General features: G+C 69.3%; 23 protein-coding genes. 21 read left to right on the top strand and 2 right to left on the bottom strand.

The window, feature by feature from the left end; translation table 11 throughout:
• The first annotated feature begins 16 nt into the window (after nucleotides 1-16).
• Nucleotides 17-1795, top strand: a complete 1779-nt coding sequence (gene aspS / locus HF995_RS08885; RefSeq protein ID WP_168447417.1) for an aspartate--tRNA ligase — start codon at nucleotides 17-19, stop codon at nucleotides 1793-1795.
• Between the two features lie 61 nt (nucleotides 1796-1856).
• On the opposite strand, the gene HF995_RS08880 is transcribed toward aspS, so the two are convergent.
• The gene (locus HF995_RS08880) at nucleotides 1857-2297 is read right to left on the bottom strand and encodes a hypothetical protein (protein WP_168447416.1); all 441 of its coding nucleotides are present in this window, start codon (nucleotides 2295-2297) and stop codon (nucleotides 1857-1859) included.
• Nucleotides 2298-2309: 12 nt separating this feature from the next.
• Nucleotides 2310-4544 (bottom strand): MMPL family transporter, encoded by a 2235-nt coding sequence (locus tag HF995_RS08875; RefSeq protein ID WP_350308808.1) that lies wholly within the window; start codon nucleotides 4542-4544, stop codon nucleotides 2310-2312.
• Nucleotides 4545-4637: 93 nt separating this feature from the next.
• Between HF995_RS08875 and HF995_RS08870 the strand changes: the two genes are divergently transcribed.
• The 20 genes from HF995_RS08870 to HF995_RS08775 all read left to right on the top strand — a co-directional run bounded on the left by HF995_RS08870 (nucleotide 4638) and on the right by HF995_RS08775 (nucleotide 26614).
• Nucleotides 4638-6014 carry a replication-associated recombination protein A gene (locus tag HF995_RS08870; RefSeq protein WP_168447415.1) on the top strand — a complete coding sequence of 459 codons (1377 nt, stop codon included), beginning with the start codon at nucleotides 4638-4640 and terminating at the stop codon, nucleotides 6012-6014.
• Between the two features lie 154 nt (nucleotides 6015-6168).
• Nucleotides 6169-6795: a 30S ribosomal protein S4 gene (gene rpsD, locus HF995_RS08865; protein WP_168447414.1), complete on the top strand. Its 627-nt coding sequence runs from the start codon at nucleotides 6169-6171 to the stop codon at nucleotides 6793-6795.
• A 154-nt stretch (nucleotides 6796-6949) separates the two neighbouring features.
• Nucleotides 6950-7387: a DUF948 domain-containing protein gene (locus HF995_RS08860; protein WP_168447413.1), complete on the top strand. Its 438-nt coding sequence runs from the start codon at nucleotides 6950-6952 to the stop codon at nucleotides 7385-7387.
• A complete protein-coding gene (locus HF995_RS08855; RefSeq protein ID WP_168447412.1) occupies nucleotides 7384-7794 on the top strand; it encodes a hypothetical protein in 411 nt (136 codons plus the stop codon). Before HF995_RS08860 ends, HF995_RS08855 begins: the two co-directional genes overlap by 4 nt.
• 69 nt (nucleotides 7795-7863) lie before the next feature.
• Nucleotides 7864-10554 (top strand): alanine--tRNA ligase, encoded by a 2691-nt coding sequence (gene alaS, locus HF995_RS08850; RefSeq protein ID WP_168447411.1) that lies wholly within the window; start codon nucleotides 7864-7866, stop codon nucleotides 10552-10554.
• Between the two features lie 6 nt (nucleotides 10555-10560).
• Entirely contained in the window at nucleotides 10561-11055 is a 495-nt protein-coding gene (ruvX, locus tag HF995_RS08845) for a Holliday junction resolvase RuvX (RefSeq protein WP_168447410.1), read from the top strand.
• A gap of 43 nt (nucleotides 11056-11098) precedes the next feature.
• A complete protein-coding gene (gene mltG, locus HF995_RS08840) occupies nucleotides 11099-12298 on the top strand; it encodes an endolytic transglycosylase MltG (protein ID WP_168447409.1) in 1200 nt (399 codons plus the stop codon).
• A complete protein-coding gene (locus HF995_RS08835) occupies nucleotides 12295-13155 on the top strand; it encodes a shikimate dehydrogenase (protein ID WP_168447408.1) in 861 nt (286 codons plus the stop codon). Before mltG ends, HF995_RS08835 begins: the two co-directional genes overlap by 4 nt.
• A 96-nt stretch (nucleotides 13156-13251) precedes the next feature.
• The gene (locus tag HF995_RS08830) at nucleotides 13252-14928 is read left to right on the top strand and encodes a GspE/PulE family protein (protein ID WP_168447407.1); all 1677 of its coding nucleotides are present in this window, start codon (nucleotides 13252-13254) and stop codon (nucleotides 14926-14928) included.
• Between the two features lie 106 nt (nucleotides 14929-15034).
• Complete coding sequence (locus HF995_RS08825) at nucleotides 15035-16759, top strand: type IV pilus twitching motility protein PilT (RefSeq protein ID WP_350308807.1); 1725 nt, start codon at nucleotides 15035-15037, stop codon at nucleotides 16757-16759.
• Complete coding sequence (locus HF995_RS08820; protein ID WP_168447406.1) at nucleotides 16759-17985, top strand: type II secretion system F family protein; 1227 nt, start codon at nucleotides 16759-16761, stop codon at nucleotides 17983-17985. The genes HF995_RS08825 and HF995_RS08820 overlap by 1 nt, the downstream gene beginning before the upstream one ends.
• Entirely contained in the window at nucleotides 17982-18380 is a 399-nt protein-coding gene (locus HF995_RS08815) for a type II secretion system protein (protein ID WP_210727275.1), read from the top strand. Before HF995_RS08820 ends, HF995_RS08815 begins: the two co-directional genes overlap by 4 nt.
• Before the next feature lie 122 nt (nucleotides 18381-18502).
• Nucleotides 18503-18919: a prepilin-type N-terminal cleavage/methylation domain-containing protein gene (locus tag HF995_RS14125; RefSeq protein ID WP_168447405.1), complete on the top strand. Its 417-nt coding sequence runs from the start codon at nucleotides 18503-18505 to the stop codon at nucleotides 18917-18919.
• A 108-nt stretch (nucleotides 18920-19027) separates the two neighbouring features.
• On the top strand, nucleotides 19028-20896 hold the full coding sequence (locus tag HF995_RS08805; RefSeq protein WP_168447404.1) for an Ig-like domain-containing protein: 1869 nt from the start codon (nucleotides 19028-19030) through the stop codon (nucleotides 20894-20896).
• The gene (locus HF995_RS08800; RefSeq protein ID WP_168447403.1) at nucleotides 20896-21549 is read left to right on the top strand and encodes a PulJ/GspJ family protein; all 654 of its coding nucleotides are present in this window, start codon (nucleotides 20896-20898) and stop codon (nucleotides 21547-21549) included. Before HF995_RS08805 ends, HF995_RS08800 begins: the two co-directional genes overlap by 1 nt.
• Nucleotides 21550-21551: 2 nt before the next feature.
• Complete coding sequence (locus tag HF995_RS08795) at nucleotides 21552-23090, top strand: hypothetical protein (protein ID WP_168447402.1); 1539 nt, start codon at nucleotides 21552-21554, stop codon at nucleotides 23088-23090.
• Entirely contained in the window at nucleotides 23087-23902 is an 816-nt protein-coding gene (locus tag HF995_RS08790) for a prepilin peptidase (RefSeq protein WP_286189415.1), read from the top strand. The genes HF995_RS08795 and HF995_RS08790 overlap by 4 nt, the downstream gene beginning before the upstream one ends.
• Nucleotides 23903-24066: 164 nt before the next feature.
• The gene (pilM, locus tag HF995_RS08785; protein ID WP_168447401.1) at nucleotides 24067-25119 is read left to right on the top strand and encodes a type IV pilus assembly protein PilM; all 1053 of its coding nucleotides are present in this window, start codon (nucleotides 24067-24069) and stop codon (nucleotides 25117-25119) included.
• Entirely contained in the window at nucleotides 25116-25847 is a 732-nt protein-coding gene (locus tag HF995_RS08780; protein ID WP_168447400.1) for a PilN domain-containing protein, read from the top strand. Before pilM ends, HF995_RS08780 begins: the two co-directional genes overlap by 4 nt.
• Nucleotides 25847-26614 carry a hypothetical protein gene (locus HF995_RS08775; RefSeq protein WP_168447399.1) on the top strand — a complete coding sequence of 256 codons (768 nt, stop codon included), beginning with the start codon at nucleotides 25847-25849 and terminating at the stop codon, nucleotides 26612-26614. The genes HF995_RS08780 and HF995_RS08775 overlap by 1 nt, the downstream gene beginning before the upstream one ends.
• Nucleotides 26615-26696 lie beyond the last annotated feature (82 nt).

The following is a 26696-nucleotide window of genomic DNA, read 5'->3' as shown; positions in this document are numbered from 1 at the left end:
TTCGGAAGGACACCCCGTGCTCCGCACACACACCGCCGGCTCCCTGAGGGCCGAGCACTCCGGTCAGACCGTCACTCTCACGGGTTGGGTCGACCGCCGCCGCGACCACGGCGGCGTCGCCTTCATCGACCTGCGCGACGCCTCGGGCATCGCTCAGGTCGTCATCCGTGACGAGGCTGTCGCGCACCCGCTGCGCTCGGAGTTCGTCCTCCAGGTGACCGGCACGGTCTCCCTGCGTCCTGACGGCAACGAGAACGCCAACCTCGCGACCGGTGCGATCGAGGTTCTGGCAGACGACGTCGTCGTCCTCAACGAGTCGGCCCCGCTGCCGTTCCAGGTCTCGACGGCGCTCGACGGCACGGAGACGATCGGCGAGGAGGCGCGTCTCAAGCACCGCTACCTCGACCTGCGTCGTCCCGCGCCGGCGCACGCGCTGCGGCTGCGCGCCAAGGCGAACGCTGCCGCGCGGCGTGCCCTCGATGCACAGGACTTCGTCGAGATCGAGACGCCGACCCTGACGCGCTCGACGCCGGAGGGTGCGCGCGACTTCCTCGTGCCGGCGCGTCTCGCGCCCGGCTCCTGGTACGCCCTGCCGCAGTCCCCGCAGCTGTTCAAGCAGCTGCTCATGGTCGCGGGCATGGAGCGGTACTACCAGATCGCGCGCTGCTACCGCGACGAGGACTTCCGTGCGGACCGTCAGCCGGAGTTCACGCAGCTCGACGTCGAGATGAGCTTCGTCGAGCAGGACGACGTGATCGCCGTCGGCGAGCAGATCCTCGCAGAGCTCTGGAAGCTCATCGACTACGAGATCCCGATGCCGATCCCGCGCATGACGTTCAAGGACGCCATGGAGCGCTACGGGTCGGACAAGCCCGACCTGCGCTTCGGCCTCGAGCTGGTGGACCTCACGGACTACTTCGCCGACACTCCGTTCCGGGTGTTCCAGGCGCCGTACGTGGGTGCCGTCGTGTTCCCGGGCGGTGCCGCGACGCCGCGTCGCGGTTTCGACGCGTGGCAGGAGTGGGCGAAGCAGCGCGGCGCGAAGGGTCTCGCGTACGTGACCTTCGCGGAGGACGGCACCCTGGGCGGTCCTGTCGCGAAGAACCTCTCCGACGCGGAGCGTGACGGTCTCGCGGCGGCGACGGGCGCCTCGGCGGGCGACGCGGTGTTCTTCGCCGCAGGCCGGGCGACCGACGCTCGCGCTCTCCTGGGGGCGGCACGCCTCGAGGTCGGCAAGAAGGCCGGGCTGATCGACGAGTCGCAGTGGTCGTTCCTGTGGGTGGTCGACGCGCCGCTGTTCAAGCCCACGGGTGAGGACGACGACGTCGCGGTCGGTGAAGGCGCCTGGACGGCCGTGCACCACGCGTTCACGTCGCCGACGCCGGAGTGGATCGACACGTTCGAGGAGAACCCGGGCGAGGCGCTCGCGTACGCCTACGACATCGTCTGCAACGGCAACGAGATCGGGGGTGGCTCGATCCGTATCCACCGTCGTGACGTGCAGGAGCGCGTGTTCAAGGTTATGGGCATCGGCGAGGAGGAAGCCCGCGAGAAGTTCGGCTTCCTGCTCGACGCCTTCGCGTTCGGCGCGCCGCCGCACGGTGGAATCGCGTTCGGCTGGGACCGCATCCTCACGCTGCTCACGGGCTCGGAGTCGATCCGCGACGTCATCGCGTTCCCCAAGTCGGGGGGCGGCTTCGACCCGCTGACGCAGGCGCCTGCGCCCATCACGGCGCAGCAGCGCAAGGAGGCTGGCGTGGACGCGAAGCCGAAGGCTGAGGCCGCGGCCGAGTGATCTAGGGCTGTGCGCGACGACGCCCTCCGCAGAGATCTGCGGAGGGCGTCGTCGTCTGTCGTCACCAGCGCTGCGGCGCCTCGTAGCCGGGCCTGAGAGTCCGAGGCCGTCGTTCCACGTCGTCGATCGGCGCCTCCCGGTAGGGCGGTACCGGCCGCCGGCGCGAGTGCCGGACGAGGAGAGCCACGAGGGCTGCTGCGAGCACGACCGAGAGGATGAAGGCCAAGAAGGAACCGGCTGCCCACGGTCGCAGGTCTGCCTCGACGGTCGCGAGGATCTGGGCGCGCTTCTTGAGGCGCAGGACCCACAGGGTGACCTGGGACGCGACGAAGAGCACGACGACGAGCAGGTAGCCGCGCGAGAGGCTGCGGTGTGCAGCGAGCTCGCGCGCATATCGGGCGGCGTCGATCCTGGCGCGCTCGGCCTGTGCCCGACGTGTCTCACGGAGGGCGTGCTCGGCGTCGGTGATCGGCGGGACGCCGTCCGGGTGCGGCTGGGACATCGTCGTCTCAGCTCAGTGGATGATGCCGAAGCGCTCGTGCACGCGTCGTAGCGCAGGCGGGCACCACCAGTTGTGCCGTCCCAGGAGCGTCATCGTCGCGGGGACCAGGAGCATGCGGACGAGCGTCGCGTCGAGGGCGACGGCGAACGCGAGAGCGAAGCCCACCTGCTTGATGACGAGCAGGTCTCCGAACACGAACCCGGCGAACACGACGACGATGATCGCAGCGGCGGACGTGATGATGCGGCCCGACCGTTGCAGGCCGACACGGACCGCCTCGTCCCCGTCCATCCCGGAGTCGACGAGCTCCTTGATGCGCGCGATGAGGAACACCTCGTAGTCCATCGCGAGGCCGAACGCGAAGGCGATGACGATCGCGAAGACGTAGGTCTCGATGCCACCGGTGCTCGCGAACCCCAGCAGCGACTCCAGGTGCCCGTCCTGGAACACCCACACGAGGACGCCGAGCGCGGCGGCGAGCGACAGAGCGTTGGTCAGGAGCGCCTTGAGCGGGACGACGACCGACCCGGTCATGAGGAAGAGCAGGACGAACGTCGCGAGGACGACGACAGCCCCCGCAGCCCAGGCGCGGGCGCTGAGCGCCGAGACGAAGTCGACCTGCTGAGCGGCGGGGCCTGTGACCCAGACCGTCAGGTCGGTGTCGAGGGCGCGGATCTCGCCGACCGCGGTGGTCGCCTCGCGTCCCGACGAGTCGTCACCGACGATGTCGACCGCGATGACGGAGTAGGGGCCGAGCCCGGTCGGCTCTGAAGCCCTGGTGACCGAGTCGACCGCGCCGATCAGCGGCACGAGGCTGGCCGCGGCTTCCGTCGTCGCGTCGACCACCACGACGAGGTCGGTCCCGGTGGATGCGGGGTACTCCTCCTGGAGGACGGTGACGAACTCCCGCTGCGGGTTCGACGTCGGTAGGAGCTCGATGTCAGAGCTGCGCAGCTGCAGGTGCGCGAGCGGCAGCGCGAGGAGGACGAGGACGCCGAGGCTCGCGACGAGGGACCACCAGGGTCGTCGCTGGACGCGTGCCGCGAGGCGGTAGAACGTACCTTCGTCCGACTCGACGTCTGCCGTGCGAGCCAGGACCCGCGCCATCCCGGGGATCCGAGCCAGGGCGCCGGCGCGCTCCATCCGGCGGCCCGCGAGGACGAGCACCGCCGGGACGAGCGTCAGGGCTGTGGCGACGGCGATGAGCACGATCGCGAGCCCGGCGGCGCCGATCGCACGGAGCACGTCGGGGCGGAAGACCATGAGGCCTGCGATCGAGACGGCGACCGTCACCGCGGAGAACGCGACCGTGCGGCCGGCGGTCGTCATGGTGCGGGTCAGGGCGACCGCGACGACGCCGTCGCCGCGGCGGCGGCGCATCGCGCCCGACTCGCCGGCCGACGCGGCGCGCGAGAGCTCCTCGCGGAAGCGTGAGACGACGAGCAGGCCGTAGTCGATCGAGAGGCCGATGCTCAGGAGGCTGATCACGTTGACGACGGCGGCGTCGACGTCGAGGAAGAACGTGAGCAGGTGGAGCACACCGAGCCCCGCGCCGATCGACGCGATCGCGCCGACCATCGGCATGGCGGCCGCGAGGAAGCCGCCGAACACGAGCACCATGATGACGAGCGCGACCGGGAGCGCGACGAGCTCTCCCGTCTTCAGGTCCTCCTGGACCTGGTCGGTCACGGCGTCGAGGATCAGGCGGTTCGCCCCGACGAGCGTGCGCACGTCCGGGCCTGCGGTCGCGAGCGTCGCCCGGGCGTCGTCGAACGCTGCGGCCACGGCGCCGGCCGCGGCGGTCTGCTCGTCCTCGTCGAGGTCGGTCGCGAGCTCGGCGACGACGATGAACCCGTCTCCGGCGGAGCTGAGGAGGGGAGCGGCGGCGGGCGACGTGACGCCTCCCGGGAGCTGGAAGGGATCGATGACGGACGCGACGCCGTCGATCTCGGAGGCCTCGGCGACGATCGTCGCCATGATGCCCGGGAGCGCCTCAGAGGTCGGGTCGACGCCGGACACGATCATCGTGACCGTCTCGCCGGCCGTGCCGTGCTCGGCGAGGATCTCGGCGCCGCGCTCGCTCTCCGATCCGGGGACGGCGGGGTTTCCCGACGCGAGACGGTCGAAGAGGGACGCGCCACCGACCCCGGTGAGTGCGACGAGGAGGCCCACGACGGTGACCACCGCCCAGATGACGATGGTGCGACGGGGGTGGCGGCTCACGCGGCGGGCAAGGGTCTCGAACACCGCCCCAATATCCCACCCGGACGTGCGTGGACGCCATGCGGCGGCCGGGCGCCGAGTCCTCGGCCGTCTTCCTGGGTGCGTAGGCTCGTGGGCATGGATCTGTTCGACACGGCGGGGGCGACTGCCGACGGCGTCCCGGCGGCCGGGCCGGGTGCTCCGCTCGCGGTGCGGATGCGGCCTCGGACGCTCGATGAGGTGGCGGGACAGTCGCACCTCCTCGAGCCTGGCTCGCCGCTGCGGCGCCTGGTCGCTCCTGGAGGCGAGTCGTCGCGTCGCGCCGGGCCGGCGTCGGTCATCTTGTGGGGGCCACCCGGCACGGGGAAGACGACGCTCGCGTACCTGATCGCCGGGGCGTCTGGCCGCCGGTTCGTCGAGCTCTCGGCTGTGACGGCGGGCGTCAAGGACGTGCGTGCGGTGGTCGAGGACTCGCGGCGTCGTCTCGTGACGGGCGGCGAGGAGACCGTCCTGTTCATCGACGAGGTGCACCGGTTCTCCAAGACGCAGCAGGACGCTCTGCTGCCGAGCGTCGAGAACCGTTGGGTGACGCTCGTCGCGGCGACGACGGAGAACCCGAGCTTCTCGGTCAACTCTCCGCTGCTGTCGCGGTCGCTCCTCCTGACGCTGAAGCCGCTCGCGACCGAGGACGTCGCTGCGCTCGTGGACCGGGCTGTCGCGGACCCGCGTGGCCTCGACGGCACGGTGGGGCTCGCAGACGAGGCGCGCGAGCACCTGCTGCGGCTCGCAGGTGGTGACGCTCGCAAGGCGCTCACGATCCTCGAGGCTGCTGCGGGAGCGGCGCTCGACGACGCGGCGGGCTCGGTCCCCGCGGAGGTGGACCTCGCCACGGTCGAGCGGGCGATCGACGTGGCCGCCGTGCGGTACGACCGCGCGGGCGACCAGCACTACGACGTCGTCTCTGCGTTCATCAAGTCCGTGCGAGGCTCGGACGTCGATGCGGCGCTGCACTACCTCGCGCGGATGATCGCCGCGGGGGAGGACCCGCGCTTCATCGCCCGCCGGATCATCATCTCGGCGTCCGAGGACGTCGGGATGGCCGACCCGAGCGCACTGCAGACGGCGGTCGCCGCGGCCCAAGCCGTCCAGATGATCGGGATGCCCGAGGGAGCGCTCGTCCTCGCCGAGGCCGTCGTGCACCTCGCCACGGCGCCCAAGTCCAACGCCGCGTACACCGCGATCGGCGCGGCCCTCGCGGACGTGCGGGCTGGCAAGGCCGGGCCGGTACCGGCCCACCTCCGGGACGCGCACTATCGCGGCGCGGAAGGCCTCGGTCATGGCGTCGGCTACGTCTACTCGCACGACGAGCCGCACGCGGTCGCGGCACAGCGCTACCTGCCCGAGTCGCTCGAGGGCAGGCGGTACTACGAGCCCTCCGACCGCGGGTACGAGCGGCAGGTCAGCGACCGGCTCGAGAAGATCCGCACGATCCTCGCGCAGGATCGGGTACGATAGACAGGTTGCCCGCTGTGGCACACCTGGGACCTCGGCCCCGTTCGCTCGCCCATCGCCCTCCACGGGCGGTCGCAGCGCTCCGGCTGGTCCCACGCCCGCACCTCCTCGAGGAGCGGGTGTGACGTCAGAAGATCGAACGACAGGATGGAAAACCGTGTCCTCTGTGACCCGCTCGCGCCGCCAGGTGCGACTGAGCCGTGCCCTCGGCATCGCGCTCACCCCGAAGGCCGTCAAGCACTTCGAGAAGCGTCCCTACCCGCCCGGCGAGCACGGCCGCGCCCGTCGCCGCACCGAGTCGGACTACGCGGTCCGTCTTCGCGAGAAGCAGCGTCTGCGCGCCCAGTACGGCCTCCGCGAGAAGCAGATGGCCCGTGCGTTCGAGGAGGCCCGCAAGGATGCCGGTCTGACCGGTGAGGCTCTCGTCGAGATCCTCGAGACCCGTCTCGACGCGCTCGTGCTCCGTGCCGGCTTCGCCCGCACGATCCTGCAGTCCCGCCAGGCTGTCGTGCACCGCCACATCCTCGTCGACGGCAAGATCGTCGACCGCCCCTCGTTCAAGGTGAAGCCGGGCCAGACGGTCCAGGTCAAGCCGAAGAGCCAGGCCACCACGCCGTTCCAGGTCGCCGCTGCCGGCGCCCACCGCGACGTGCTCCCCGCCGTCCCGGGCTACCTGGACGTCCAGCTCGAGAAGCTCTCGTTCACGCTCGTGCGTCGCCCCAAGCGCGTCGAGGTCCCCGTGACGTGCGAGGTCCAGCTCGTCGTCGAGCACTACTCGCGCTGATCGCTGCGCTCCTGGAACGCCCTGTCCGCTGCTCGCAGCGGGCAGGGCGTTCCGTCTCTCCGGAGCATTCCTGCGTGCGGCAGCGCTGCACGCTTTCCCCGGGCCGCGCAGGTAGAGTTCTTCACGGCCACCGTCACCCAACCGAGGAGCAGCCATGATCGGAGACATCGCCGGTCTCATCGCAGCCGTGGCGTTCGTCGCGCTGGTCGGGCTGCTCGCCGTCCCGCTGCTCAAGCTCGGGCGAGTCTTCGACGAGGCGCGCGAGTCGATCAAGGACCTCACCGAGCACTCGGTGCCGATCCTGGACGAGGCCGTCGAGACGGTCGCGGGGACGAACGCGCAGCTCGCGAAGGTCGACACGATCACGACGTCGGCCGCGCAGGTCTCCGAGAACGTGTCGGCGCTCGCCGCGCTCTACTCCTCCGTGCTGGGCGGGCCGCTCATCAAGGTCGCCTCGGCCGCGTACGGGCTCCAGAAGGCCTCGAGCCGAGCCTGGTCGCGCATGCGCGGCGTCGACCCGGACGACACGCCCGCACCCGAGCCGACCCTGCGCCCCGAAGGTGGAACCACCCGACGCAAGGGTGCCCGATGAGGCGCCTCGTCTGGGTGGCCGTCGGCATCGGTGGCACGCTCTATGCGGTGCGCAAGGCCCAGCAGCTCCGTGCCCGCTACAGCCCTCCTGCCGTCGTCGGCCGTGCTGTCGACGGCCTGGGGGAGCGCACCAGCACGTTCGTCGAGCGAGCGCGCGTGAGCGTCGCGTCGTTCGGTGACGACCTGCGCGCGGCAGCCGCGGAGCGCGAGCGCCAGCTCGGCGCGGCTCTCCTCTCGTCCGGTCAGGACGCCCCCCAGCGCGGCGCAGGGCGCAGCCGGCACGACCGGGACCAGGCCCGCACCGCAGCACGCTGGGGCGCGGAGCTCGCACCCGGGGGCCCTGTCCCCGGCCAGGACCCGCGGGTCGACGACGACGACGTCGACGGCGACCTGCCCTACTCGTTCTAGATCCTTCCCCCGCCCGGCGAGCGACCTTGGTCGCCGGGCCCGCACCACCACACGAATTCAGAGGTCAAGATGCGTACCGCCGAGATCCGCCAGCGTTGGCTCGACTACTTCTCCGAGCGCGGCCACCACGTGGCACCGAGCACCTCGCTGATCTCGCCCGACCCCTCGCTCCTCTTCACGGTCGCGGGCATGGTCCCGTTCATCCCGTACATCATCGGCACGGAGCAGTCGCCGCACCCGCGCATCGCGAGCGTCCAGAAGTGCATCCGCACGAACGACATCGAGAACGTCGGCAAGACGACGCGCCACGGTACGTTCTTCCAGATGAACGGCAACTTCTCGTTCGGCGACTACTTCAAGGAAGGCGCGATCGACTTCGCCTGGGAGCTCCTCACCGGCGCCCAGGCGGACGGCGGCTACGGCTTCGACGGTGACAAGCTCTGGGTGACCCTGTGGGACCAGGACACCGAGTCGTTCGACGTGCTGACCCGCAAGATCGGCATGGACCCTGCACACATCGTGCGTCTCCCGCGCGAGGAGAACTTCTGGGACACGGGCCAGCCCGGCCCCGCCGGTCCGTGCGCCGAGTTCCACGTCGACCGCGGCCCCCAGTACGGTCCTGACGCTGTCGGTGGGAACGTCGACCCGGGCGGCGACCGTTACCTCGAGGTCTGGAACCTCGTCTTCGACCAGTACCTGCGCGGCGAGGGCAAGGGCAAGGACTACCCGCTCATCCGCGAGCTCGACCAGAAGGCGATCGACACGGGTGCCGGCCTCGAGCGCCTCGCGTTCCTCATGCAGGGCAAGCAGAACCTCTACGAGATCGACGAGGTGTACCCGGTCATCGCGGCGACCGAGTCGATCACCGGCAAGCGTTACGGCGCCGACGACGCTGACGACGTGCGCATGCGCGTGATCGCGGACCATGTCCGCTCGTCGCTCATGCTCATCTCGGACGGTGTGCGTCCCTCCAACGAGGGCCGGGGGTACGTCCTGCGCCGCGTCGTGCGGCGTGCGGTCCGCTCGCTGCGCCTGCTCGGCGTCCAGGAGACGGCTCTGCCGGAGCTGCTCCCGGTGTCGATGGAGGCGATGAAGGCTTCCTACCCGACGCTCGAGACCGAGTTCGACCGCATCAGCCAGGTCGCGTACGGCGAGGAGGACGCGTTCCTGCGCACCCTCGCGTCGGGCACGACGATCCTCGACACGGCTGTCGCCCGTGCAAAGTCGTCCGCCGGGGGAGCCGCTCCAGTCCTCGGCGGTGAGCAGGCGTTCGCGCTGCACGACACGTACGGCTTCCCGATCGACCTGACGCTCGAGATGGCGTCCGAGCAGGGAGTCCAGGTCGACGAGGCCGCGTTCCGCTCGCTCATGGCCGAGCAGAAGGCTCGGGCGCGCGCCGACGCGGTCGCGAAGAAGACCGGTCACACGGACACCGCGGCCTACGAGTCGGTGCGCACCTCGCTCGACGCGCCCGTCGAGTTCCTCGGCTACACGGACCTCGCGTCGCGCTCGACGGTCGTCGGCCTGCTCGTCGACGGCGTCCCGACGCCGACCGTGACGGCCCCGGCCGACGTCGAGATCATCCTCGACCGCACCCCGTTCTACGCCGAGGCGGGCGGCCAGCTCGCCGACCACGGCGAGATCATGCTCGACGGCGGCGCCCGCATCGAGGTCGACGACGTCCAGGCGCCGATCAAGGGGCTGAACGTGCACCGTGGTCGCCTCGTCGACGGCTCCGTGACGCTCGGCGAGTCCGGACAGGCGACGATCGACGCCGCGCGCCGCACGGCGATCACGCGCGCGCACTCCGGGACGCACCTCATCCACAAGGCGCTCCAGGAGACCCTCGGCAAGGACGCGACGCAGGCAGGTTCCGAGAATGCGCCGAGCCGCATCCGCTTCGACTTCCGTCGCGGACAGGCAGTCCCTGCCAGCGCGCTCGCCGAGATCGAGGAGCGGGTCAACACGCGCCTCCAGGACAACCTCGAGGTGACCGAGCAGATCATGTCGCTCGACGAGGCTCGTGCGCTCGGTGCGATGGCCCTGTTCGGCGAGAAGTACGGCGACCGGGTCCGTGTCGTCTCGATCGGTGACGACTGGTCGCGCGAGCTGTGCGCGGGCACCCACGTCAAGCAGTCGGGCGAGCTCGGTCTCGTGACGCTTCTGGGTGAGTCCTCGATCGGATCGGGTGTGCGCCGTGTCGACGCGCTCGTCGGGGCGGGCGCCTACGGCTTCCAGGCCAAGGAGCGCGCGATCGTCGGGCAGATCTCCGGGATGCTCAATGCGCGCGGTGACGAGCTGCCCGAGCGGATCTCCTCTCTCATGTCGCGTCTCAAGGAGGCCGAGAAGGAGGTCGGTGCGCTGCGTCAGGGCCAGCTCCTCGCCCGTGCGGCTGCGCTCGTCGACACGGCGGTGGACGCCGCTGGCGTGCGTGTCGTGACGGCGGACGCTGGCGAGGTCGCTGGCGCTGACGACCTGCGCGTGCTCGCGCTCGACGTGCGCTCGCGCCTCGGCGACTCGTCGCCGGCGACGGTCGCCGTCCTCGGCGTCGCGAACGGTCGTCCGCTCGTCGTCGTCGCGACGAACGCGGGCGCACGTGACGCTGGCGTGCGCGCCGGCGCCCTCGTCAAGGTCGCTACCGCTGTCCTCGGCGGCGGCGGCGGCGGCAAGGACGACGTCGCGCAGGGTGGCGGCACGAAGGTCGAGGCGGGCGCCGAGGCGCTCTCCGCGATCGTCTCCGCCGTCGGGTCGCGCGGCTGATCGTCGGTGGCCGGTCTCGTCCGGGGCGCCCGGATCGGCGTCGACGTCGGCTCCGTCCGGGTCGGTCTCGCCTCGAGCGACCCGGACGGTCTCATCGCGACCCCCGTCGAGACGGTTCCTCGCGCTGCGGTTCCGAAGGAGCCGGGAGCGATCTCGGCAGATGTCGCGCAGATCGCGCGTGAGGTCGCGGAACGCGGTGCACAGGTGGTGTACGTTGGCTTGCCACGGCACCTCAAGGGTACGGAGGGTGCAGCCTCGGAAGCGGCCCGCGACTATGCCGCGACGCTGGCCCGCACCGTCGCTCCTGTCGAGGTCCGGCTGGTGGACGAGCGCATGACCTCGGTCACGGCTCACCAGGCGCTGCACGCGTCCGGTCGCGCGGGACGCAAGCATCGTGCGGTCGTCGACCAGGTGGCCGCTGTGATCATCCTGCAGTCAGCGCTCGACGCCGAGCGTGCGTCGGGGCAGCGCACGGGAGAGCTCGTGGAGCGCGACGGATGACAGACTCGAGACGAACGACGACGACAAAGGAGGCGCACACGCTGTGAGCGACCTGTTCTCCAGCCCGGAGCAGCCGAACGTCCAGCGACGCGCGGCGGCCCCTGCCGCCGCTCCCTCGACGCGTGCCCAGAGCCGGAACAACCCCGTGACGCGGCGTCGCCGTCGTGCGCGGCGCATCCGCACCGCGATCATCGTCGTCGTGACGCTCGCCCTCGTGGGCGGCGCAGGATTCTTCGTCGTCAAGACCGTCCCGGGATTCTTCGCGAAGGAGTCCGTCTCGGAGGACTACGCCGGCCCGGGCGATGGTCAGGTGCAGGTCCAGATCGCGAAGGGCGCCTCGGGTGCGGCGATCGGTGCCGCTCTCGCGGAGGCCGGTGTCATCAAGACCCAGGCTGCGTTCACCCAGGCCATCAAGGACTACACCGCCGCGAACGGCTCCGAGCCCAACCTGCAGTACGGGACGTACAACCTCATGAAGGAGATGAACGCCGCTGGCGCCCTCTCCGCGATGCTCGACAAGAGCAACCTCGTGCAGGACGGCGTGACCGTGCGCGAAGGGCTCACGATCGCTGCGACCATCGAGCGGCTCGCGAGCGTGACCGCGATCCCCGCAGCCGACTTCGAGAAGGCGCTCGAGAACCCCGAGGCGCTCGGCCTGCCCGCCGAGGCTGACGGCAACGTCGAGGGATGGCTCGCTCCTGCGCGGTACCCGTTCACTAACGACTCGACGGCCGAGCAGATCCTGTCGACGATGATCGCCAAGCAGGTCTCCGACCTCAACGAGCTGGGCGTCTCGCTCAAGGAAGCCAACACGGTGCTGACGAAGGCGTCGCTCGTCGAGGCCGAGGCGCCGGCCGACGGTCGGGGCAAGGTCGCGCGTGTGATCGAGAACCGCCTGGACACCGACGAGGCGCTGCGGTTCGACTCCACGATCCACTACATCGCGGGGGAGCGGACATCGAACGCGACGACGACAGCGGAACAGCGTCAGATCGACAGCCCGTACAACACGTACATGTACACGGGGCTCCCGCCGGCTCCGATCAACAGCCCGGGACGTGCGTCGATCGAGGCCGTGCTCAACCCTGAGGAAGGGCCCTGGCTCTTCTTCGTCACGACCAACCCGACGACTCACGAGACCTGCTACTCGATCACGTTCGCCGAGCACACGAAGTGCGTCGCGGAGTACCAGGAGTGGCTGCGGGACAACCCGGCGACGACGGACCCCGAGGGCGAGGAGTGAGCCGGGCAGCAGTGCTCGGCCACCCCGTCGGGCACTCGCTGTCACCCGTGCTGCACCGCGCCGCGTACTCGGCGCTCGGGCTCTCGTGGACCTACGACGCGATCGACGTCGACGAGCACGAGCTCGAGGGGTTCGTCGCGTCCTGCGGCCCTGAGTGGGCCGGACTGAGCCTCACGATGCCCCTGAAGCAGACGGTGCTCAGCCTGCTCGATCACGTCGAGCCTCTCGCCGAGGTCGTGGGGGCGGTCAACACCGTCCTGTTCCAGCCGGGAGGTTCGCGCGCGACGCTGGTCGGCGCGAACACGGACGTCTACGGGATCGTCGCGGCGCTGCGCGAGGCCGGGTTCGTACCCGGCAGCGGCGCAGTCCGCGGGGCGGTGCTCGGCGCGGGGGCGACCGCGTCGTCCGCGCTCGCCGCGCTCGGCGAGCTCGGCATCACCACACCTGCGGTGTTCGCCCGTTCGCTCTCGCGCACCGGCAGCCTGCGGCGAGCAGCGCACAGGATGGGCGTCGAGCCGACGTTCCACCAGATCGATGCGGTGCTGCCCGCACTCCTGGCCGCCGACGTCGTCGTCTCGACGCTCCCTGCGCACGCTGCCGACCCTGTCGCCGCCCAGCTGGTCCAGGCTGCGCCGTCACGGCTCGGCGTGCTTCTCGACGTCGTGTACGACCCGCGCCCGAGCGCGCTCAGAGCGGCGTGGGCGCCCGTGGGAGGAGACGCCGGTGGCGAGCGGATGCTCCTCCACCAGGCTGCGGAGCAGGTCCGCCTCATGACCGGTCGCGCCGCCCCGCTCGACGCGATGGCCGCCGCGCTCGACGCAGCCCTCGACGCTCCGCGCCCCGTCAACACTGTGTGAGAAGTGTGCATGTGCGCCTGAGGGCTCAGGTCCCGGCTCCAGAACGCCGATAGTGCTTCGACAGGATGTGCACGAGGTCGTGAGCGAGGCAACAACATGAAGCAGCTCGGAGAGGTCCTTCTCGAGGAAGGCCTGGTCAACGAGACACAGCTGATGACGGCGCTCGACGAGCAGATCGTCCGAGGATCCTCTCTCGGCCGTGTCCTGGTCGAGCTCGGGTACCTCAGCGAGGACCAGCTCGTACGTGCGCTCGCCGCCCAGGTGGGCATGGAGTTCGTCGACCTCGACGACCACGCCGTGGACCGTTCCGCCGTCGCGCTCCTGCCGACCGCGATGTGCCGGCGGTACACGATCCTGCCCGTGGAGATCCGCGACGGTCGGCTCGTCCTCGCGATGGCCGACCCGGGCAACGTCATGGCGCTCGACGACGCGCAGTCGGTCGCACGCATGCCCGTCATCCCCGCTGTGGCGGCGCACGACAACCTCGTGCGCGGTATCGACCGCTACTGCCGCGCCGACGGTGAGATCAACGAGCTCGCGGACGCGATGGAGGAGGCGACCTCCAACGAGGTCGAGATGGACCTCTCGAACCTCGGCTCCGCCACCGAGGACGACGCACCGATCGTCAAGTACGTCAACCTGCTGGTGACGCAGGCGATCACCGACCGCGCGTCCGACATCCACATCGAGCCGACCGAGGGCGACCTTCGGGTCCGCTACCGGATCGACGGCGTGCTCCACGAGATGCAGCGGTCGCCCAAGCAGATCCAGAACGGTGTCATCTCGCGCGTCAAGATCCTCTCGGACATCGACATCGCCGAGCGGCGCAAGCCCCAGGACGGCCGCATGTCCGTCCAGCACAACGGCCGCAAGATCGACCTCCGTGTCGCGACGCTGCCGACCGTGTGGGGCGAGAAGATCGTCATGCGAATCCTCGACAACTCGACGGCGAGCCTCGACCTGCGCGACCTGTCCTTCGGCGAGGAGAACTACGAGGTCTACTCCGAGGCGTACCGCAAGCCGTACGGCATGATCCTCGTGACGGGACCGACCGGTTCGGGCAAGTCGACGACGCTGTACGCGACCCTCAACGCGGTGTCGCGTCCGGAGATCAACGTCATCACGGTCGAGGACCCGGTCGAGTACCGCCTCCCGGGCATCAACCAGGTCCAGGTCAACCCCAAGGCGGGTCTGACCTTCGCGGGCGCGCTCCGGTCGATCCTCCGCTCTGACCCGGACGTCGTGCTCCTCGGTGAGATCCGTGACCACGAGACCGCGCAGATCGCGATCGAAGCGGCTCTCACCGGTCACCTGGTGCTGTCGACGCTGCACACGAACGACGCGCCGTCGGCGATCACCCGACTCGTGGAGATGGGCATCGAGCCGTTCCTCGTGGGGTCGGCCCTCGACTGCGTCGTTGCCCAGCGACTTGCCCGGCGGCTGTGCAAGAAGTGCAAGGAGCCGTACGAGCCGAGCGACGAGGAGCTGCTCGCGGCACGCTTCCCGTGGGTCCCGGGCGAGCCTAAGCCGATCCTGCAGCGCCCCGTCGGCTGTTCGACGTGCTCTCGCACCGGCTACCGCGGGCGTCTCGCGCTGCACGAGGTCATGCGGGTGACCGAGGCCATCGAGCGGCACGCCGTCGCCGGTTCCTCGGCCGCGGACATCGGCCGCACCGCGACGGACGAGGGGATGGCCACGTTGCGCATGGACGGGTGGCGCAAGGTCATCGCGGGTGACACCACGATCGAGGAGCTGCTGCGCATCGTCGCGTGAGCCGTCGGCTCGGCCGTGCGCCGAGAGCCGCTCAAGGTCGGCCGGGTGCGCGCCGATAAGAGAAAGTCGCACTACTTGCGTGCGGACGACGGCGAAAGGCTGAGAAGTGACCGAGGGCACCACGAACCACTACGGGATCCCGAACCCGGGCGACGACTTTCCCGCGGACTCGATCTCGTCGGTGAACGCGTTCCGCCGTGAGAGCGCGGCCCATGCGCTCCCTTCGGCGGGTCTCGCAGCTACGCCGACGTACCCGCCCGCTCCCGGGGCAGCGTCGCCCGCTGCTCGGCCCGGCGAGCCGGCCGCAGGCGGCAGCTTCTCACCTCAGCCCGGCACCTTCGTCCCGGGAGGTGCACAGGCGACCCTGGGCGCGCCCCGCGACGCGTATCTTGCCGGTGCGGCCTACCCGCCCGCACCGACCGCGCCCGCGAGCCAGCCGCTCACCCCGGTGCAGTCCGTCGCGCCGCGCGTCCCGAGCTATGTGGCTCCCGCGGCTCCGGCTCAGCCGACGGCCGTGCAGGCGCCCGTCGCCCCGGCGCCGACGTCGTCCGCTCCGGCCAGCGGCCCTGCGGCTCGCCCGGTGTCGCCGACCCGCCCGAGCGCGGAGGCGGGCTCGCGTCGTGCGGGCGCCGAGGGCTACGTCGGGTCGACCGCCGGCCGACTGGGCATGGACCGCGCTCATGAGAACGACGTCCAGATCGAGCCCCTCCTGCGCACGATGCACGCCGCCGGCGCTTCTGACCTGCACCTGACGGCCGGCGCGTACCCGATGATGCGCCGCCACGGCGCCCTCCAGCCGATGGAGGAGTTCGGTCTGCTCGACGGGGCGATGCTGCAGCGCGTCCTGTACTCGGTGCTGAACATGCGCCAGCGTGAACGGTTCGAGGCCGAGCTCGAGCTCGACTTCTCGTATCAGGTGCCTGACCTTGCGCGCTTCCGGGTGAACTTCTACCGGCAGCGCGAGCAGATGGGTGCGGCGTTCCGCACGATCCCGTTCGAGATCAAGCCGCTCGAGGCGCTCGGCGTCCCCGCCGTGGTCGCGAACTTCGCTGGACTGCCCCGAGGCCTCGTCCTCGTGACGGGTCCGACGGGCTCGGGCAAGTCGACGACGCTGGCCTCGATCATCGACCTCGCGAACCGGACGCGACCTGACCACATCATGACGGTCGAGGACCCGATCGAGTTCCTGCACACCCACAAGCGCGCGATCATCAACCAGCGTGAGGTCGGTGCCGACACGCAGAGCTTCGCGAACGCGCTCAAGCACGTCCTGCGCCAGGACCCTGACATCATCCTCGTCGGTGAGATGCGTGACCTCGAGACGATCTCGGTGGCGCTCACCGCAGCCGAGACGGGGCACCTCGTGTTCGCGACCCTGCACACGCAGGACGCGGCCCAGACGATCGACCGCATCATCGACGTGTTCCCCCCCGAGCAGCAGGGGCAGGTGCGCACCCAGCTCGCCGGAGCGCTCCAGGGCGTCGTGTCCCAGACTCTGTGCCGGCGCTCTGACGGTCCGGGGCGTGTCGTCGCGACCGAGGTCATGCTCGCCACCCCCGCGATCCGCAACCTCATCCGCGAGGGCAAGACGCACCAGATCTACTCCTCGATGCAGGCGGGCTCGCAGCAGGGCATGCACACGATGGACCAGCACCTCGCCGAGCTGACGCGCAGCGGCCGCATCTCGTACGAGACCGGCCTCGAGAAGTGCCACAACCTCGAGGACTACAACAAGCTGACCGGTCGCGCTTCAGCGTCCGGTGCGGGTGCCGGCCTCGCGAACGCCAACATGGGTGGCGCCGACTTCCAGAGCAAGAACAGGACCGTGTGATGGCTGAGGCCAAGACTTACGACTATGTGATCCGCGACCGCCAGGGCAAGCTGGTCAAGGGTCGGATCGAGGCGGCCAGCGAGAACGCGGTCGCGACCAAGCTCAAGTCGATGGGTGTCGCGCCGCTCTCGATCAACGAGGTGCGCAACACCGGTCTCCAGCGGGAGATCTCGATCCCCGGGTTCGGTGACGGCGTCAAGCTCAAGGACCTGGCGATCATGGCGCGCCAGCTCGCGACCATGATCAACGCCGGCCTGTCGCTGCTGCGCTCGGTGTCGATCCTCGCGGAGCAGACGGAGAACAAGAACCTCGCGCGCGTCCTCGCGGAGGTGCGCAGCGACATCGAGACGGGCGTGTCCTTCTCAGCGTCCCTCGGCAAGCACCCGATGATCTTCCCGCCGCTCATGCTCAACATGGTGCGCGCGGGAGAGGTCGGCGGCTTCCTCGACCAGGTGCTGCTCTCGGTCGCGAAGAACTTCGAGGACGAGGTCAAGCTGCGCAGCAAGATCAAGTCCGCGATGACGTACCCCGTCGTCGTGTTCGTGATCGCCATCCTCGCCACGGCGGGCATGCTCCTGTTCATCGTGCCGATCTTCGCCGACATGTTCTCGTCGATGGGCGGGGACCTGCCGCTGCCGACCAAGATCCTCATGGCGATGTCGAACGGGCTCAAGGTCGGTCTGCTGCCGGGGCTCCTCGCGATCGGGGTGGGCGTCTGGTGGTGGGGTCGGCACAAGAACGACCGTGCGGTCCGGGAGGCGCTCGATCCGTGGAAGCTCAAGCTGCCGGTCTTCGGCCCGCTCTTCCAGAAGATCGCGGTCGCGCGATTCACCCGCAACCTCGGTGCGATGCTGCACGCGGGTGTTCCTATCCTCCAGGCGCTCGAGATCGTGGGTGAGACGTCGGGCAACGTCGTCGTGGAGCACGCGGTGAGCTCGATCCAGGAGTCGGTGCGGCAGGGCCAGTCGTTGACCGGGCCGCTGTCGGAGCACACAGTGTTCCCGCCCATGGTGGTGCAGATGATGGCGGTCGGTGAGGACACCGGAGCGCTCGACACGATGCTCGAGAAGATCGCGGAGTTCTACGACCAGGAGGTCGAGGCCACGACCGAGGCGCTCACGAGCCTCATCGAGCCGCTCATGATCGTCGTGCTCGGCTCGATCATCGGTGGCATGGTCATCGCGATGTACATGCCGATCTTCGGCGTGTTCGACCTGATCCAGTGAGCCGGCCGGCCCGGGACGAGGGGTTCAGCCTCGTCGAGCTGCTCGTGGTCATCATGATCATCGGTGTGCTGTCGGCGATCGGGATCGGTCTGTTCCTGGGGCAGCGGGCCCGCGCGGTGGACGCGAGCATCAAGAGTGATCTGCGGACCGTCGCGACGGCGGTCACAGGAGTCCTGTCGGCGGGAGCGCCTGTCGAGGAGGCGTCGCTGAGCAAGGACGTCCGCCTGACGCCGGGCAACGCCGTCGCCGTACACCTGGATGGTGTGAAGTTCTGCCTGGTCGGGCGATCGGTCGAGGGGACGCAGGGGACGCAGAACTGGGTGTTCGACGGCGAAGGCCTGCGTGAGAGCGACGTGCAGACGTGCCCAGGTGCCGTCCTGTTCGAGCTCGGCTGAGCGTTATCAACTCGTGACCTGACTCGCTCAAGTCCGGACGCTCGACACCCGATAGACGGATTGCACGCCGCGAGAGCGGTGGTGCACATCACTTTCACCTTGAACATGAAAAGAGGCCGGGCATGATCGCTCGCGTGCAGAAGTCCATGCAGGAGAAGGACAAGGGTTTCACCCTGATCGAGCTCCTCGTCGTCATCATCATCATCGGCATCCTCTCCGCGATCGCCATCCCGGTGTTCCTCAACCAGCGCAAGAAGGCTGTCGACGCGGGCATCAAGTCTGACCTGCGCACGATCGCCAACGAGATGGAGACGGCGTACGTCGACGACCAGGCGTACCCGACCGGCGCTGACGCGGGCACGAAGGTCACGCTGACGACGAAGACCGGTGCGGTTGACGTCACGAAGAGCGAGGACACGACCGTCTACACGGTGGCCGTGACCGCCGACTCGTACACCATCACCGGCAAGAACACGGACAAGGGCACCGGCACCGAGTTCAAGTACGACAGCAAGGCTGGCGGTCTGCAGACCCCGTGATTCACCACGCTGCTCAGCACGCACGCTGAGCGGCACCCGTGCTGGGGACCAAGCCTTCCGGTTTGGTCCCCAGTGCGGCGTCTCGACCGAACGACGATGGAGAGAACCATGCGGCGTGACCCCGGAGCGACCACCGATGAGGGCTTCTCCCTCATCGAGGTGATCGTCGCGCTCTTCATCGTCGGCATGGTTGCGTCAGCCGTGCTCGTGTTCTTCATGCGCGGCTCGAGCACCGCCTCGCACCTCCAGCGCACACAGTCCTCCGCATCAATCGCGACGCAGGCGATGGAGAAGGTGCGCTCCGTGCACCCGCGGCCGGGCTCGCCGACCGATCCCTCGCCGCTCGTCATCGGACGGACGGAGGCCGAGGTGTCCGCCGCGTTCGCCAAGGTCGCCGCGCTCGACCCGACGCTCGTCGCCGAGACGAACAAGCTCTGGGACCCCGCTGCTGCCGCCAAGCCGGTCACGCTCAAGGTCAGCAACGACGTGACCGTCTCGGGCATGAAGTACCAGGTCACGACGCTCATCGGGAGCTGCTACCGCGCCAAGTCTGCTTCCGCGTCCGACACGACCTGCGTGCGGACTAACCCGGGAGCGTCGGCTGCGCTCGTGTACCGCGCCATCGTCGTGGTCACGTGGAACCCCGGCGTCGAGAAGTGCGGCGGCGACGGCTGCTTCTATCCGATGACGACGCTCATCGACCCGAACACCGACGCGACCTGGAACATCTCGACCGCGCCTGTGGCGAACGATGACGAGATCTCGTTCAGCGCCGGCGGCGCCGCCCGCGACGTCGACATCCTCGCGAACGACGTGATCGTGTCCAACCGCTCCAACCCGACGACGATCACCTCGGCCCCCGCCCAGGGCACGGCGACCGTGATCACGTCCGGCACCCTCATGGGGGCGGTGCGTTACACGCCGCCGGCCGACTACTCCGGCATCGTCACGTTCAAGTACAAGCTGCGCGACGCCCAGGGACGCAACTCGGGCGAGGCCACCGTGACGGTCCTGATCTACCCGGTCGCCGTCGACGACTCCGGTGCCCGTGTCCCCGCCGGCGCGAGCGCCAACCTCGCCGTGCTGGCCAACGATCGCGGGTCCTCCCTGCGCCCGGAGATCCTCACCCAGTCACCCCACGGGAGTGCGACGGTCAACGCGGACGGCACGATCCGGTTCACGGCCGCTGCGTCTGCCCCTCTCGGGAACACCACGTTCACCTACCGCGTCGTGACGCCGGTGCCTCTCGACGACGGCGTGAAGGAGCTCTGGAGCGACAACGAGACGAACGTGACCGGTCGCACGGGGACCGTGACCGTCCGCATCGGCACCGCTGTCGCCGCCGGGGACGCCGACTTCACGGTCGACGCGAGCAGCTCGAGCACCCCGCCGTGGACCACGCTCGACGTGCAGACCGCCGCGGGCGGCAGCGCTGCGAACAAGGTCGTCGTCGTGTCGGGCCCGACCCGCGTCGACGCGACCGGGAACGGCACGCCTTCCTTCACGGGGAGCGGTTCCACCACGCTGCGGTTCCGGCCGGTGACCGACGTGGCCGGTATCTACACGTTCACGTTCGAGCTCGAGGACGCGTCGGGCGACCGCTCCGAGACGCGCACTGGCACGATCCGGGTGCTCCCGGTCGCGAACGACTTCACGTACGGCACGGAGGTGCGCGGCGCCAAGACGGTCACCGTGTCCCCGCGCACCGGCAACGCGCCCAAGGTGGCCGCCTCGCGGATCACCTACGCCGTGGCATCACAGCCGAGCTGCACGCGTACCGCCGGGTCCGGCAACGTCTCGGCGACGGTCGCCCTGGCGCACGCGACGGACGGGAACTTCTCCTTCCGCACGGTGTCCATCCCGAGCTCGTGGCGTGGGAGCTGCTCGTTTACGTACACCGTGACCTACACGGGCGGCGGCCTCACCTGGACGAGCAACCCGGCTACCGTGTTCCTGAGCAACGTGAGGGGCAGCTGATGACCGACATCGAGCCGGAGAACGCCGACCGTGGCGACGAAGGTGTGACCCTGGTCGAGCTGATTGTCGCCCTGGGCGTGTTCACGACCGTCATCGTCGTGTTCCTCGCCGGGATCGTCAGCATGACCAGCAACACCGCGCGTGCGGTCTCGGTCAGCGACTCGGGCACCGTCACCCGCACCGTCTTTCAGCGCCTCGACAAGGAGGTGCGTTACGCGTCGTCGATCAACCGGCCCGGAAAGGGCCCGTCGGGCGCCGTGTACGTCGAGTACCTGATCCAGGTGGTCGAGGGTGGCAAGGCTCCCCGATGCATCCAGTGGCGCGTGAGCGCCAACCGCGAGCTCCAGCGCCGGGAGGCGGCAGGAGCGGCAGGAACATCTCCTGGTCCGTGGTTGACGTACAGCGACGACGTACGCAACGACCTCAACGTTCCCGCGCAGCTGCCGTTCAAGTTCTCGCCCGCGGAGAGCCCCTATGTCAACCAGCGGTTGGCGGTCAACCTCGACATCCGGCCGTCGACCAACCACGCCGGCGCCGGGCTGTCGACCGAGTTCGTCGCACGCAACACCTCGAGCTCGTCCACGTCGAACGCCGACCTGGACAATGACGGCCAGAGCGACATCATGATCTGCACGGGGATGGGACGGCTGTAAAGATGGATGCACTCAGGTTCCGCAGGGAACGCCGCGACGAGGGCTACGCGATGCCGACCGCGATCTTGCTGATCATGGTCTGCACCGCGTTGAGCGTGCTCATGCTCGGGGTGATCACCGCCCAGCTCAAGCCCACCCTCTTCGCAGCGAAGAACAGCCGGACGATCGCCGCCGCTGAGGCAGGCGTCGACGCCTCCCTCACCGTGATCCGCAACGCACGGTCGATCGATCCGATCTCGACCACCGAGCTCGGCGACCCGCGCAAGCTCCCATGCACCGTGACCGGTCGTCTCGACGGGAGCTCGAACTACTCGTACCGCGCGACCGTCCGCTACTACGACCTCGACCCGTCGGGGAAGACCGAGGATTGGCGGAGCGCCAACGCGAAGACGTGCACGCCCGGGAACGGCCTGTCTGCGTCGCCGATGTTCGCCCTCATCTCGTCCGAGGGGCTCGGCGACGGCGTGCCGGGCCTGGCTAGCCAGGCCGGCGACCGCACCCTCGAGACGATCTACACGTTCCAGCTCACCAACGACAACGTCGAGGGCGGTGCGATCTACTCGTTCGGCGTCGGATTCTGTCTCGAGGCGAGCGGCACGACGTCGGGATCGACCGTGAAGTACGTGGCGGCCGACGTGTGCCGCACCGACGACCCGTTGCGCATGTGGTCCTGGCGCAAGGACTACTCGATCCACCTCTCGATCACCGACACGCCCGGATACACAAAGATGTGCATCCAGGGAAGGCCGTCCTCGGCATCGAGCCCGGTCGATGCGACGCTCCGTCCTTGCGACGGGAGCACGAGCCAGCTCTTCTCCTGGGAAGGTGGCGCGGTCTGGAACGTCCAGAACGCCTCGAAGACGGGTAACTCGGGCTACTGCCTCGGCACCGGCTCCAGCTCGACGGCTGTCGCGTCGGGCGTGAAGCTGCGCGTCGGCGCGTGCGGCTCGGATGCGGCATGGTCGTCGTTCGACCCCGACTCCCGGGTGGGCGCCGGAGCGGCCTCGAAGGACACGAACCAGATCGTGAACTACCTCGAGTTCGGTCGTTGCGCTGACGTGACGGGCGAGGTGATCACCAGCTCGCACATGATCGTCTACCCCTGCAAGCAGGACCCGTCGGGCACCGGCAACCTGCTCAAGTGGAACCACGAGTGGTTCTACAACGAGCCCGCCGACAAGAAGGGGTCGACAGGGGCGCAGCAAGTCCGGGTCTACTACAACAAGAGCCGCACCTCGTCGAACACGTACTGCTTGAAGACTCCTTCGGCCTCCGCGAACCCTGCCTACGTCACGTTCGTCCTGTGCACCTCCGGGGGCGCAGACCTGAACTGGTCGCGTACCGCAGACGCAGGCGCGTGGAAGGACAGCTGGACGTTCAAGGACCGGTACGGTCGCTGCCTCGGACTCGGCGACAAGTACAACTACGCATGGTCCAAGATGATCGTCGCGCCGTGCAACGGCGAGTCTGAGCAGAAGTGGAACGCCCCACCGCTCCAGCAGTCGGCGACCCTCGGCGACTACCGGGAGATCCACGGTTGAGCCTCGTCGCGCTAGACCTGTCGGACGGCTACCTCGCAGCGCTCGCCCTGTCCATCTCGGGCGCGCTCGGCCTCGCGATCGGATCGTTCCTCAACGTCGTGGCGTGGCGCGTACCGCGGGACGAGTCGGTGCTGCACCCGCCGAGCGCGTGCCCTGCGTGCCACGCCCCGATCCGGCGACGTGACAACGTCCCGGTGCTGTCATGGGTGTTGCTCCGCGGCAGGTGCCGTGACTGCCACGCCCGGATCTCCCGACGCTACCCCCTCGTAGAGCTCGGCACAGGCGTCGTGTTCGTCATCCTGACTCTCGTCGTCGGTGTGTCGTGGGCTCTCCCCGCCTACCTCTACGTCGGCGCGCTCGGGGTGGTGCTGACCCTCATCGATCTCGACGTGCGTCGTCTGCCCGACGCGATCGTGCTGCCCTCGTACGGCGTGGTCTCTGTCCTGCTGGTCCTCGGCTCCTGGGGCGAGGGTGACTGGCCCGCACTGTGGCGTGCGCTCTTGTGTGGGGCGATCCTCTACGCCTTCTACTTCGTGGCGCTGATCGTCTACCCAGGCGGCATGGGCTTCGGCGACGTCAAGCTCGCCGGCGTGCTCGGGATGGCGCTCGGCTGGCTCGGCTGGGGCCAGTTCGCCGTCGGGGCCTTCGCAGCGTTCCTGCTCGGTGGTCTCTTCTCGATCGGTCTCATGGTCGCGGGGCGTGCCGGACGCAAGTCCACGATCCCGTTCGGACCGTGGATGATCGGCGGCGCCGCGCTCGGGACGGTCGTGGGCGCACCCCTGTGGGACGCGTACCTCGGCCTCATGCTCTAGGCGCGCCCGCGTACCGGGTCCTGGCAGTCACAGACCTCTCAGAACGCGCTCAAGATTCGGGCCCGTACTGCCGATTGACCTACAGGCGCGCCCCACGTGCTGACCGCGAGAGCGCGGCACCGGGAACGCATCCATCATCAATACCCTCGCCCTGAGGAGGACGTGTGGCTAAGAAGCGAGCGATCGGGCTCGACATCGGCACGAGCGCGGTACGCGCAGCCGAGATCGAGTTCGGGTCCGGTCGGTCCGGCGCGACTCTCGTCAAGTACGACGAGATGCCGCTGCCGGTCAACGTCATCCGCGACGGCGAGGTCGCCGACCAGCAGATCGTCGCCTCGGCACTCAAGGAGCTCTGGGCGAAGGGCAAGTTCGGCTCCAAGGACGTGATCGTCGGAGTCGGCAACCAGCGCGTCGCTGTGCGTGAGCTGTCGCTCCCGTGGCTGCCCATGGCACAGCTCCGGCAGTCGCTGCCGTACCAGGTGCAGGACATGTTGCCCATGGCGACCGACGACGCTCTCCTGGACTTCTACCCGACCGACGAGGTGGACGGGGCGAACGGGCGCGCGCTCGATGGTCTTCTGGTCGCCGCAGCGAAGGACACCGTCGCGGCCAACCTGCTCGCGGTCGCGGCTGCGGGCCTCAAGCCCGTGATGGTCGACCTCAACGCTTTCGCACTGCTGCGTGGAATGACGCGTGGACGGCTCGGCTCGCAGACTGTCGCACTCGTCGACATCGGCGCGCGCATCACGAACGTCGTCGTGGTCGAGGGCGGTGTCCCGCGGTTCGTCCGTGCGCTGCCCTCCGGCGGCCAGGACGTGACCGACGCGGTCGCGCGCACGCTGGGGGCCTCCAACCAGGACGCCGAGCTGCTCAAGCGTGACATCGGCGTCGGCATCGCCGTCCCGCCGGAGTATCGCGAGACCGCCGAGTCGGTGCTCCACATCACGCACAACCTTCTCGAGTCCGTGCGCGGCTCCTTCAGCTACTTCACGTCGCAGCGCAACCGGCACATCGACGTCATCGCCCTGACCGGCGGCGGCGCGAAGCTCCCCGGCCTGGGGCAGCTCCTCGCCAGCTCCACGCGCCTGAACGTCCAGCTGGGCGACCCGCTCGAGGCCCTCGAGGTCTCGAAGGCCATCGGCGGCCGCGAGCGGTTCGCCGGGCACGAGTCCATGATGGCGATGACTCTCGGTCTCGCGATGGGGGTGGCGGCATGAGCGTCTTCGAGAAGGGCAAGATGAAGTCCGCGCCGAGCAAGTCCACGGCCAGGTCCAAGAGCGGCAAGGGCGAGCTCGGTGCCCCGCTCCTGCCCCAGGTCGACCTCCTCCCCGCCGAGATCCGTGCTGGACGCGGGTTCGCGCGGGTCAAGCGGGTCCTCGCAGGCGTCATCGTCCTCGCGATCCTGAGCGCTGGCGGCATGTACTTCTTCGTGCAGAGCCGCAGCTCCAGCGCTGACGAGCACCTTGCGAGCGCCCAGGACACGGCGACCCGCCTCGCGAAGGAGAAGGCACAGTACGCCGAGGTCACGGCGGTGCTCTCGTCGATCACCGAGGCGCAGACCGCACGCGCGCTCGGCATGGCGCCCGAGGTGGCGTGGCGTCCTTACCTCGACGCGATCACGGCGGTGCTTCCGGACGACGTCACGATCACCATGTTCGAGGTCGCGGGCGGCTCTCCGACCGCGCCGATCGTCTCCACCGCCGACCCGCTCGCGACGCCAGGCATCGCATCGATCGTCTTCGTCGCGCACTCGCCGAGCCTGCCGAAGGCGTCCGACTGGCTGGACGGCCTCGAGTCGATCCCCGGCTTCTCGGACCCGACGCTCCAGGAGTCGCGCGTCGACGCTGTCGACGCGGACCCGTACTACGAGGTCACGTCCACGATCCAGGTCGGGATCGGGGCTCTCGCCGGACGTACGTTCGGCCTTGAAGGGGGAACCAACTGATGGGCGCCGTCAAGCAGAGCAGCTGGATCGTCGGGACGATCCTCCTGAGCGCGATCATCCTTCTCGGCACGTGGTTCCTCCTCGCGAAGCCCGTGTACGACACAGGCACGGAGACCGAGGCTCAGGCCGTCGCGCAGGACGAGAAGAACGACATCGAGCGCCGGAAGATCACTCTCCTCAAGAAGCAGTTCGAGGAGATCGACCTTCACCGGGCTGAGCTCGCCGCTCTGCGCACGCAGATCCCGGCGACCCTCGACGAGTCGCGTCTCCAGCGCGAGCTCGCGGACATCGCAGACGAGCACGACGTGGTCATCGCGGCGCTGACGGTCTCACCGTCGACGGAAGTGCCCCTCGGTGGCGGCTCCAGCGGGACGTCGAACGACCCGGGCACCGATGAGCCGGGGGTGGAGTCCGCCCCGTCGGCGGCCGCTGCGCCCGCCTCGGGGGTCAGCGGGCTCCACGCGGTGCCGATCTCTGTCGAGCTTCAGGGCAAGTACGAGGACGTCATGGCCTTCGTCGACGCCCTCCAGACGACGGACAAGCGCCTCGTGCTCGTTCTCGGCATGACCGGCAACGCGATGGAGGACACCGAGGAGGGCGCAGGTCTGCCGGCGCGCGAAGCCGGGGACCTCTCGCTCGTCCTGTCGGGGCAGGCCTACGTGCTCCTCGACAAATACGGGACGTCGGAGTTCACGGCGGTCCCGGAGACGCCGACCGAGCTCCCCACGCCGAAGTCGGGCACGAACCCGCTGACCGTCATCAAGTAGTCGATCGAGCAACGGAGGGCGTCGCCGCAGGAGTCCTGCGGCGACGCCCTCCGTCGTTGCCGGTCCGCACTTCGGTCAGCGG

Origin of the sequence: Sanguibacter hominis ATCC BAA-789, assembly GCF_012396185.1 — a bacterium.
GTDB classification, from domain to species: Bacteria; Actinomycetota; Actinomycetes; order Actinomycetales; family Cellulomonadaceae; genus Flavimobilis; species Flavimobilis hominis.
Note: the sequence above shows the minus strand (reverse complement) of the source record. Positions and strands in the feature narration are given on the sequence as shown.